Raw genomic sequence first — 10884 nt, 5'->3', positions numbered from 1 at the left:
CTATACCAGGCCGGACGTCGTTGCCGTCCAGCGCTCACGCCGCTGGTCCGCGCGAAGTCCAGGGTGCACTGGCCTAGCATGGGCTCCCGTGCCGGACATCGCGGATACCGCCAAACGCTTGCTCCTCGGACGGCCCGTCCGCAGCGACCGGCTGGGCCACACCCTGCTCCCCAAGCGGATCGCTCTTCCGATCTTCGCCTCGGACGCGCTTTCGTCGGTCGCGTACGCGCCAGACGAGATCCTGCTGACGCTCGCGATCGCCGGGGTCGCGGCGACCACAATCTCGCCGTGGGTGGGGCTCGCGGTCGCCTTCGTGATGGGCACCGTGATCGTGTCGTACCGGCAGCTCGTGCATGCCTACCCGTCGGGCGGCGGCAACTTCGAGGTCGCCACCGTCAACCTCGGCCCGAAGGCCGGTACGACGGTGGCGAGCGCCCTCCTGGTGGACTACGTCCTCACGGTGGCCGTGTCGATCTCGTCGGGTGCGCAGTACGCCTCCTCGGCGCTCCCCGCCCTACGGGGGCATGAGGTGCCGCTCGCGGTCGGGCTCGTGATCCTGCTCACGCTCGCCAACCTGCGTGGGGTGAGGGAATCCGGAAACGCCTTCGCGGCCCCGGTCTACCTGTACATGCTGGCGATCGGTGTCACGGCGATCACCGGCTTCGTGCGTTATGCGATGGGCAGCCTGCCGATGGCGGCGAGCTCGGCGCTCACAGTCCTTCCCTCGCCGGGCTTCGACCAGGGGCTCGCCGGCGTGGCCGGCACGTTCTTGGTGCTCCGTGCGTTCGCGTCCGGGTCCTCAGCCCTGACCGGCGTGGAGGCGATAGCGAACGGCGTGCCTGCATTCCGCAAGCCGAAGGCCCGCAATGCCGCGACGACGCTCGCGCTGCTTGGGGTCATTTCGGCCGCCTTCGTCATCTCGATCCTGGTGCTGGCCCGGGCCACGGGTCTGCGCTACGTGGAGGATCCGACCAGCCAGCTGTTGAGGAACGGTGTCCCCGTCGGAGACACCTACCTCCAGCACCCAGTCATCGGTCAGCTCACCGAGACCATCTTCCGAGGCTTTCCCGGCGCGACCGCAGCGACCGTCTCGGTCTCGATCGTCACCGGCATCATCCTCGTGCTCGCGGCCAACACGGCGTTCAACGGATTTCCCGTCCTGGGGTCGATTCTCGCAAAGGACGGCTATCTCCCGCGACAGCTGCACACGCGCGGGGACCGGCTCGCGTTCTCCAACGGGATCCTGACGCTTGCCGCGGCTGCTATCGCGCTCATCGTGGCCTTCGACGCCCAGGTGACGCGGCTAATCCAGCTCTACATAGTGGGTGTGTTCGTGTCGTTCACGCTGAGCCAGCTCGGAATGGTTCGCCACTGGACGCGCAATCTGCGCACGGCGGCGGGCCAGCAGGAGCGCAGGCAGATGCGACGGTCTCGCGTCATCAACGCAGCTGGCTTCATTCTCACGGCGACCGTCCTGCTGGTGGTTCTTGTGACCAAGTTCACGCACGGAGCGTGGATCGCGATCCTGGCGATGGCTGTCGTGTTCATCCTCATGCAGTCCATCCATCGTCACTACAACTCGGTGCGCGAAGAGCTCGCCCTCGGCGACGATGCCGAGGCTGCTCGTGCTCTCCCGAGCCGCGTGCACGCGATCGTGCTCGTCTCACGCTTGCACCGACCGGCGATGCGTGCGATCGCGTACGCGCGGGCCGCCAGACCGCAGGTCCTCGAGGCAGTGACGGTGGGTGTCGATCCGGAGGACGTCGCTTCGCTGCAGGCGGAGTGGGAGAGCCTGGACCTGCCCGTCCCGCTCAAGGTGCTGGACTCGCCGTTCCGGGAGATCACGCGCCCGATCCTGACGTATGTGCGCTCGATCCGGCGCGAGAGCCCGCGCGACCTCGTCGTCGTGTACATCCCCGAGTACGTCGTCGGCCACTGGTGGGAGCAGCTCCTGCACAACCAGAGCGCGCTGCGGCTCAAGGGTCGCCTGCTCTTCACCCCGGGCGTCGTGGTCGCCTCCGTGCCGTGGCAGCTCGCGTCCACGCACGGGCAGACGGGGCTCGAGGACCGCGTCCGGGGTACCGTTCCGCGTGGACTCTGACCTGATTGAGCTCGAGATCGGCCCCATCGCGCACGGCGGGCACTGCGTGGCACGCCTGGAGCCGGTTGACGACGGGACGTCCGGAGCGGACGGGGCCGGACGAGGTCGCGTCGTCTTCGTCCGCCACACCCTGCCCGGTGAACGGGTGCTCGCGCGACTCACCGAGGCCGGCGAGGGCGCGACGTTCTGGCGCGCCGACGCCGTCGAGGTCCTCGTGTCGTCACCCGACCGCGTCCCCTCGGCCTGGCCCGCGGCGGGCCCCGGGGGAGTGGGTGGCGGTGAGCTCGCCCACGTGGCCCTGCCTGCGCAGCGCGCCTGGAAGTCGACGGTCATCGCCGAGCAGCTGAGCAGGCTCGCGCATGTCGAGCGCGAGGTCCCGGTCGAGGCGGCCCCCGGCGACGACGAGCGTGGCGGGCTGGGCTGGCGCACGCGGATCGAGCTCGTCGCGGACGCCTCCGGGCGCGCCGGCATGAGCAAGTTCCGCTCGCACGACGTGCTCGCGCTGGACTCGATGCCGCTCGCGAGCGAGGCCATCGTCGGGCTGGACCTGTTCTCGAAGACCTGGCGACCCGGTGCGCGCATCGAGGCCGTGGCCCCCGCCGGCGGCGACGCGCCACTGGTCCTGGTCGACGGCGAGCCCTTCGACCTGCGCCGTGGCCGCCCCGATCCCCGCCCGAACGCCCGGTCGTCGGTCAACGAGATCGTCGAGATCGCCGGGCGCACCCATGTGTTCCGCGTCGGCGCCAGCGCGTTCTGGCAGGTCCACCGCGAGGCACCCGGTGTCCTCGCGCGTGCTGTGCTCGAGGCACTGGGTGACGTCGACGGCGCCACGGTGCTCGACCTGTACTCCGGCTCGGGGCTGTTCACCGTCCCGATCTCCGAAGCAGTCGGCCCGACGGGCGCCGTCGTCGCGGTCGAGGGCGATGCACGGGCCGTGCGCGACGCCCGCCGCGTCGTTCACGACCGCCCGAACGTCGAGCTGCTCCAGGGCGACGTGGGACGTGTCATGACCGGCGAGGACGACTCGAGCTCGAGCGTCGTGCACGCCGACGTCGTGGTCCTCGACCCGCCGCGCGTCGGTGCGGGTCGCGTGGTCGTCGAGGCGATCGCGGCGCTGCGGCCCGAGCGGGTCGTCTACGTGGCGTGCGACCCCGCGGCCCTCGCCCGGGACATCGCCTACTTCGCGGGCGCGGGCTATGCGCTGGGCGACGTGCGGGCGTTCGACCTGTTCCCGATGACGCACCACGTCGAGTGCGTGGCGGTTCTCGTCCCGGCGTGATCCCGCGTCCCGCGTGCGCCCGGGTGTGGTGAGGCTCACGGCCCGCGGCTGGGCCGCACGACGGCTGACGGACGAAGGTCCCCGCTGGGTCGTCGACCGCGCGGGCATCCTCGAAGCATGGGGACAGATGCCAGCGTGATCTCGCACGACACCGATGACCGCCGTCGCGGCGGCTCGGCGGGGGTCTCCGCGCACGGTGGTGTCGCTCGCGACGTGAGCGTCCTCGACGCACCCGCCCTCCGTGCCGAGGTCGCGACGTTCCTCGATGCCGTGACGGTCCTGCTCGAGCGCCCCGTCTGCTGGGACTCGACCCGCTGGGACATCTGGTGGGGCGTGGACGCGCTCGAGTGGCGCGTGGGCGACCCTGACCACCTCAGCAGGAACGTCCGGGTCTGGCGCGACAGTCGCGGTGTGATCGTGGCGGTCGCGATCCACGAGCGACCGGGCCGCCGGTTCGACGTCGTCGTCCACCCGGCGTGGGTGGACGTCGCCGAGCCCGTCGTCTCCGATGCCCTGAGCGCGTGGGGCGAGGCCGGCGCTGCGCGCACGCAGGTGGTCGTCGGCGACGTCCATGAGGAAGCGCTGCGTCGTCTGGGCTTCCGTCCGGTCGAGACCGGCGTGGGGATGATCCACGAGTTCGCGACGACCCCTCTGCGCCGCGTCGTCCTGCCCCCGGGCTACACGGTGCGTGACATCCTGCACACCGGCGGCCGCCGAGCGCGGCTCGTGTGCATGGCCGAGGCGTTCCTCGGCGAGGGCTGGGTGCCGAAGGACGCGGCCTACCCGCGCGCGGACCTGCCGGGCTACCTGCCCGAGCTCGACCTCGCGGTGATCGCGCCGCACGGGCTCGACGTCGTGACGTGCTTCGGCTTCGTCCCGGGATCGGGCGCACCGGCGGTCATCGAGGGCGTCGGCACGCGGCCGGGCTCGCGCGGGCTGGGGCTTGCGACGGCTGCGGTCGCCGAGTGCCTCGACCTGCTGGCGGAACGAGGCGTGCCGCGCGCGACCGCCACCGGGTGGCACGCGGAGGCGAACGCCATGTACCGCGGGCTGCTGCCGACCCGCAGCCACCGGATCGACAGCTGGGTGCGCGAGCCTGCGTGACAGCGTGACGGCGCCGTGGTCGCCAGGCCTCGCGGACTGACCGTGCTGCGGCCTACCGTGGTGGTGCGCCGGGCCGCGGTGGCCCGGACGGAGGGAGTCGACGACGATGACCGACAACGAGCACGAGGCCGCGATGCGGCTCGCCGAGGCGAGCCGGGTCGCGAGCGAGGAGCTCTACAAGCAGGGAACCCCGGAGTACGACGCCCGGGCGCACCGGCGAGCCGTGGAGTTCGAGCGGAAAGCGGCCGACGCCGCCGCGGCAGAGGCAGAGGCGGACAAGTCTGCCAAGGGCGCCAAGGGCGCCAAGGGCGCCAAGGGAACATCGCACAGCTGATCTGCGCGGCCGGTGGCGTGTCGCCCGGCTCGGCCCGACCCGTTACCATGTATCTTGACATCGAGATACATGGCCGCGTGCCGGCTGCGGCCGGCGGCGACCGCCACCCTGTCCCGGCGGGTCGCCACCGTCGGTATGCCCGCCCAGCGAAGGAGCCACAGTGAGCAGCGTCGACAGTTTCGGGTCGAAGGGCACGCTCGAGGTAGGTGATGCGTCCTACGAGATCTTCCGGCTCGCGGCCGTCCCCGGCGTCGAGCGCCTCCCGTACAGCCTCAAGATCCTCGCCGAGAACCTGCTGCGCACCGAGGACGGCCTCAACACGACGGCCGACCACGTGCGCGCGATCGCGGCGTGGGACCCGGACGCGCAGCCGGACACCGAGATCCAGTTCACGCCGGCGCGCGTGATCATGCAGGACTTCACCGGTGTGCCGTGCATCGTCGACCTCGCGACGATGCGGGAGGCCGTCGCGGAGCTGGGCGGGGACCCGAGCCGGATCAACCCCCTCGCACCGGCTGAGCTCGTCATCGACCACTCGGTGCAGATCGACGTCGCCGGCCGGCCCGACGCGTTCGCCCGGAACGTCGACCTCGAGTACCAGCGCAACCGCGAGCGCTACCAGTTCCTGCGCTGGGGGCAGACGGCGTTCGACGACTTCAAGGTGGTCCCGCCCGGCACCGGGATCGTGCACCAGGTCAACATCGAATACCTCGCACGCACCGTGATGACCCGCGAGGTCGACGGGGTCCTGCGCGCGTACCCGGACACGTGCGTCGGCACCGACTCGCACACCACGATGGTCAACGGGCTCGGCGTGCTCGGCTGGGGCGTCGGCGGCATCGAGGCGGAGGCGGCCATGCTCGGCCAGCCGGTGTCGATGCTCATCCCGCGTGTCGTCGGCTTCAAGCTGTCGGGCGCGATCCCCGCCGGGGTCACGGCGACCGACGTCGTCCTGACGATCACCCAGCAGCTGCGCCAGCACGGCGTGGTCGGCAAGTTCGTCGAGTTCTACGGCGACGGGGTCGCCGCCGTGCCGCTCGCGAACCGCGCCACGATCGGCAACATGAGCCCGGAGTTCGGGTCGACGGCCGCGATCTTCCCGATCGACTCGGTGACGATGGACTACCTGCGCCTCACGGGCCGCTCCTACGAGCAGATCGCCCTGGTCGAGGCGTACGCCAAGGAGCAGGGACTCTGGCTCGACCCGACGGCCGCGGGCTACGTCGAGCCGATGTTCTCGGAGTACCTCGAGCTCGACCTGTCGACGGTCGTCCCGTCGATCGCCGGCCCGAAGCGTCCGCAGGACCGCATCGAGCTCACGCATGCCAAGGCCGCGTTCGAGCGCGACCTGCCGACGTATGCACCCGAGGTGCGGGACACCGTCGACGAGGCGGAGAAGGAGTCCTTCCCCGCCTCCGACTCGCCGGCGATCCGGGCGTCCACCCGACGCACCGTTCCCGTCACGGACTCGACCGGCCGGACGTTCGACCTGTTCCACGGCGCGGTCGCGATCGCCTCGATCACGTCGTGCACCAACACGTCGAACCCGTCGGTCATGCTGGCCGCCGGCCTCCTCGCGAAGAAGGCCGTCGAGAAGGGCCTGACCGCCAAGCCGTGGGTCAAGACGTCGATGGCTCCCGGCTCGCAGGTCGTCACGGACTACTACGAGAAGGCGGGGCTCTGGCCCTACCTCGAGAAGCTCGGCTACCACCTCGTCGGCTACGGCTGCACGACGTGCATCGGCAACTCCGGGCCGCTCGACGAGAAGGTGTCGGCCGCGGTCAACACGCACGACCTCGCCGTCGTCTCGGTGCTGTCGGGCAACCGCAACTTCGAGGGGCGCATCAACCCCGACATCAAGATGAACTACCTCGCGTCGCCGCCGCTCGTCATCGCCTACGCGCTCGCGGGCACGATGGAGTTCGACTTCGACCACGAGCCGCTGGGCCGCGCCGACGACGGCACGCCCGTGTTCCTGCGGGACATCTGGCCGACGGCCGAGGAGGTCCAGGCGACGATCGACGCGTCGATCGACCGGGACATGTTCACCAAGGACTACGCCGACGTCTTCACGGGCGACGAGCAGTGGCGCGGGCTGCAGACCCCGGTCGGCGACACGTTCGCGTGGGACCCCGACTCGACGTACGTGCGCAAGCCTCCGTACTTCGAGGGGATGACCGCCGAGCCTGCCCCGGTCACAGACGTCACGGGCGCGCGCGTCCTGGCCAAGCTGGGCGACTCGGTCACGACCGACCACATCAGCCCCGCCGGCTCGATCAAGGCGGACAGCCCCGCGGGTGCCTATCTCGCCGAGCACGGCGTAGACCGTCGGGACTTCAACTCCTACGGCTCGCGCCGAGGCAACCACGAGGTCATGATCCGCGGAACGTTCGCGAACATCCGGTTGCGCAACCAGCTGGTCCCCGGGGTCGAGGGTGGCTTCACCCGCAACCTGCTGACCGATGAGCAGACGACGATCTACGACGCGTCGCAGGCGTACCAGGCGGCCGGGGTCCCGCTCGTCATCCTCGGCGGCAAGGAGTACGGCTCGGGGTCGTCGCGCGACTGGGCCGCGAAGGGCACCGCGCTGCTGGGGGTCAGGGCCGTCATCACCGAGAGCTTCGAGCGGATCCACCGGTCCAACCTCATCGGGATGGGCGTGCTGCCGCTGCAGTTCCCGGCGGGGGAGTCGGCCGAGACGCTCGGGCTCGACGGCACCGAGACGTTCGACATCGCGGGGGTGACGGCGCTCAACGAGGGCACCACACCGGCGACGCTCCTCGTCACGGCGACGAAGCCAGACGGCACGTCGGTCACGTTCGACGCCGTGCTGCGCATCGACACGCCCGGCGAGGCCGACTACTACCGCAACGGCGGCATCCTGCAGTACGTGCTGCGTTCGCTCGTCGCGTCCTGACCTGCTCCTCGACGGTCCGGACGGCCCGCCGGAGGGCGCTCGCACCCTGTGCGGGCGCCCTCCGGTGCAGCGGTCTGCTGGCACAATCGGCGCATGGCGACGGCTGAGCAGGAACCGAGCGGGACGGCGCACGGCGGAGACGCCGACGCGTTCGTGTCGTCGATCGCCGACCCGGTCCGCAGGCAGGAGGCCCGGACGCTGATCGAGCTCATCGCCCGGGTCACGGGGGAGCCGCCCGAGCTGTGGGGGACGTCGGTCATCGGCTTCGGACGGCACACGTACCGGTACCCGAGCGGGCTCCAGGAGGACACCGCCGCCATCGCGTTCTCGCCGCGGAAGGCAGACACGACGCTCTACCTCATCGACGGGGCTGACGGGTACCGCGCCATGCTCGTGCCGCTGGGACCGCACAAGATCTCACGGGGCAGCCTGCACCTCAAGCGGCTGGCCGACGTGGACCTCGAGGTGCTCGCGGAGCTCGTGCGGCTGTCGTACGCCGCCGTCGGCCGACTCGCCTAGCCGCCTCTGTCTGCGCGACGACTCGCGGGTCAGCCGCCGGCGACGACCTCGCGCAGGGTGTGCTCGCCGATGCTGCGCATGAGCGGCTCGTCGTCGCCGTGCGCGAGGAAGATCGTCGCGAAGGACAGCGCCCACCCGCGGGCCCGCCGCCACGTGTTCGCGTCGGTGCCGCTGAGCTCGGTCGTCGCGGCCCGGAACTCCGCGCGGGCGGCCGCGTCGAACGTCATCCAGGCGGTCGCCAGGTCCGTGGCCGGGTCGCCGCTCGTGACGTCGCCGAAGTCGAGGATCGCGGCCAGGCCGCCGTCGGGACCCTCGAGGAGGTTGAGCGGGTGCGGGTCGCCATGGATCCACAGCGCCGGGCCGGTCCAGACCGGGGTGTCGCGCAGCTCGTCCCAGAGCCGGCCGACACGGCTCGCGTCCGGGACGAGTCCCGAGGCGAGCCGGGCGCGCACGGCGTCGTCGCGGGCGCGCAACGGGACGCCCCGGACGGGGTTCGACGGCGCATCGTCGGGCGCCGGAGCGTGCAGGCGCGCGAGCACCTGAGCGAGGGGTCGTGCGAGCCGCGTGCGGGCAGCCACGGGCGCGGTGGCCACCATCGTGCCGGTGAACCACGGCACGACGCTCCAGCCCCAGGCCAGCTCGTCCGCCGGGAAGCCGATCCGCACCGGGACGGGCGCGTCGACGCCGAGCCGGGGGCCCAGCACCGGCAGCCAGCGCTGCTCGTTGCGCATGAGCTGCGCAGCCGGCTCGCGCCGGGGCACCCGCACGGCCAGGCTCTCGCCGAGCCGAAGGGTCACGTTGTCCCAGCCGTTCGCCACGAGCCGCAGGGGCAGGTCCGCCAGGTCGGGGTGCTGAGACCGCAGCAGTCGGCGCACGAGGTCGACCGTGACGTCGACGTCGGCGGACGGTGTGCCGGCCAATGCAGCCTCCTGAGGTGGGGCTCGACCCTACGACGCGAGCTCGATCAGGCGGTGCTGGTCCCACGGCTGGGTCCAGGCGAGAGCGTCGAACATCCGGTCGAGCACGATCGCCGTGAACCCCCACACGATGACCTCACCGACCACGAACGCCGGGGCACGCCACGTGCGGCCGGCCCGCACATGAGCCGTCGAGCCCCGGTTGTCCGGGTGCAGCAGGTCCGCGACCGGCACCCGGAACACGTCGACGGTCTCGCCGTGGTCCACCGCCACGACGGGCGTCGGTCGCACCCACCAGGCGGGTACCGGGGTCACCAGGTGGTTGCTGACGGCCAGCGCGAGCGGCGGCAGCGTTCCGAGCGCGTCGACCCCCGTCGGGTCGAGGCCGGTCTCCTCGACCGCCTCGCGGATCGCCGCGTCGACCGGCCCGGCGTCCTGCGTCTCGATCCGGCCGCCGGGGAACGCGACATGCCCGGCATGGTCGGTGAGGGTCGACGCGCGGCGCAGCAGCAGCACGTCGAGGTCCCGCGCCACGGGAGTGTCGGTCGCTCGCGCCGGGATCGCGTCGAGCACGCCGAAGAGCACGAGGACCGCGGCCGGACGCGGGTCCGACGACGCGTGCAGCGGCCCCGTCGAGCCCGGCCAGCTCTCGGGCGGGCGCGCGCACAGCTCGACGAGCTGCGCGCGCGCCGAGGCCGCCGACGGCTCGGCCGCTGCCGTCACCAACCCTCCGGCAGCGGGCGCCCCTCGTCGTACCCGGCGGCCGACTGGATCCCGACGACGGCGCGCTCGGTGAACTCCTCGAGCGTCGTCGCACCGACGTAGGTGCAGGCCGAGCGCAGGCCCGACGTGATCCGGTCGAGCAGGTCCTCCACACCGGGTCGCTCAGGGTCGAGGTAGATGCGGGACGACGAGATGCCCTCCTCGTAGAGCGCCTTGCGCGCGCGCTCGAACGGGGAGCCGGCACGCGTGCGTGCTGCGACGGCCCGAGCCGACGCCATCCCGAAACTCTCCTTGTACAGCCGCCCGTCGGCATCCGTGTGCAGGTCACCGGGGGACTCGTGCGTGCCCGCGAACCACGACCCGATCATGACCTGCGAGGCACCGGCAGCGAGCGCGAGGGCGACGTCGCGCGGATGACGCACCCCGCCGTCCGCCCAGACGTGCGCACCGTGGCGCCGGGCCTCGGCGGCGCACTCGAGCACGGCGGAGAACTGCGGCCGCCCGACGGCGGTCATCATGCGCGTCGTGCACATCGCGCCGGGTCCCACCCCGACCTTGACGATGTCGGCGCCGGCCTCGATCAGGTCCCGCGTGCCCTCGGCGGTCACGACGTTGCCGGCGACGACCGGGACGTCCGGGTCGAGCGCTCGTACCGCTGCGAGCGTCTCGAGCATCTTGCGCTGGTGACCGTGCGCGGTGTCGACGACGAGCACGTCCACGCCCGCCTCGAGCAGCTCCGCCGCCTTGGTTCTGACGTCGCCGTTGATCCCGACGGCCGCAGCGACGCGGAGGCGCCCGGCGTCGTCGAGCGCGGGCTGATAGATGGACGAGCGCAGGGCGCCGATCTGGGTGAGGATCCCGACGAGCTCGTCGCCGCGGACAACGGGGGAGAATCGGCGCCGGGACCCGTGCAGGGCCTCGAACGCGGCCTCGAGCCCGTGCGCGCCGGCCTGGGTGAGGACGTCGAGCGGGACGACCGTCGGGTTCGTG

General features: G+C 71.8%; 9 protein-coding genes. 6 read left to right on the top strand and 3 right to left on the bottom strand.

Annotation, left to right across the window (positions count from 1 at the left end; genetic code table 11):
* Positions 1 to 88 precede the first annotated feature (88 nt).
* The 6 genes from VFW79_RS11930 (at position 89) to VFW79_RS11905 (ending at position 8254) form a co-directional block, all read left to right on the top strand.
* Entirely contained in the window at positions 89 to 2101 is a 2013-nt protein-coding gene (locus tag VFW79_RS11930; protein WP_329677508.1) for an APC family permease, read from the top strand.
* Positions 2091 to 3380 (top strand): class I SAM-dependent RNA methyltransferase, encoded by a 1290-nt coding sequence (locus VFW79_RS11925; protein ID WP_329677507.1) that lies wholly within the window; start codon positions 2091 to 2093, stop codon positions 3378 to 3380. The genes VFW79_RS11930 and VFW79_RS11925 overlap by 11 nt, the downstream gene beginning before the upstream one ends.
* 117 nt (positions 3381 to 3497) lie before the next feature.
* A complete protein-coding gene (locus tag VFW79_RS11920; RefSeq protein ID WP_329677506.1) occupies positions 3498 to 4484 on the top strand; it encodes a GNAT family N-acetyltransferase in 987 nt (328 codons plus the stop codon).
* A gap of 106 nt (positions 4485 to 4590) precedes the next feature.
* Positions 4591 to 4818, top strand: a complete 228-nt coding sequence (locus tag VFW79_RS11915) for a translation initiation factor 2 (protein WP_329677505.1) — start codon at positions 4591 to 4593, stop codon at positions 4816 to 4818.
* A gap of 160 nt (positions 4819 to 4978) precedes the next feature.
* Complete coding sequence (acnA, locus tag VFW79_RS11910; RefSeq protein WP_329677504.1) at positions 4979 to 7735, top strand: aconitate hydratase AcnA; 2757 nt, start codon at positions 4979 to 4981, stop codon at positions 7733 to 7735.
* Between the two features lie 93 nt (positions 7736 to 7828).
* Positions 7829 to 8254, top strand: coding sequence for a DUF1801 domain-containing protein (locus VFW79_RS11905; RefSeq protein ID WP_329677503.1), 426 nt, complete (start codon positions 7829 to 7831; stop codon positions 8252 to 8254).
* Between the two features lie 29 nt (positions 8255 to 8283).
* Here VFW79_RS11905 and VFW79_RS11900 read toward each other — a convergent pair whose 3' ends face one another.
* The 3 genes from VFW79_RS11900 to VFW79_RS11890 all read right to left on the bottom strand — a co-directional run.
* On the bottom strand, positions 8284 to 9174 hold the full coding sequence (locus VFW79_RS11900; RefSeq protein WP_329677502.1) for an aminoglycoside phosphotransferase family protein: 891 nt from the start codon (positions 9172 to 9174) through the stop codon (positions 8284 to 8286).
* A gap of 27 nt (positions 9175 to 9201) precedes the next feature.
* On the bottom strand, positions 9202 to 9897 hold the full coding sequence (locus VFW79_RS11895) for an NUDIX hydrolase (protein ID WP_414647953.1): 696 nt from the start codon (positions 9895 to 9897) through the stop codon (positions 9202 to 9204).
* Positions 9891 to 10884, bottom strand: a 994-nt coding sequence (locus tag VFW79_RS11890) for a GuaB1 family IMP dehydrogenase-related protein (protein ID WP_329677501.1), incomplete at its 5' end; no start/stop codon positions are given. The genes VFW79_RS11890 and VFW79_RS11895, both read right to left, overlap by 7 nt.

The sequence above is a fragment of the Cellulomonas sp. genome (assembly GCF_036279715.1).
In the GTDB taxonomy this organism is placed as follows: domain Bacteria; phylum Actinomycetota; class Actinomycetes; order Actinomycetales; family Cellulomonadaceae; genus Cellulomonas_A.
The sequence above is the reverse complement of the archived record's forward strand: the minus strand, read 5'-3'. Positions and strand labels throughout refer to the sequence as shown.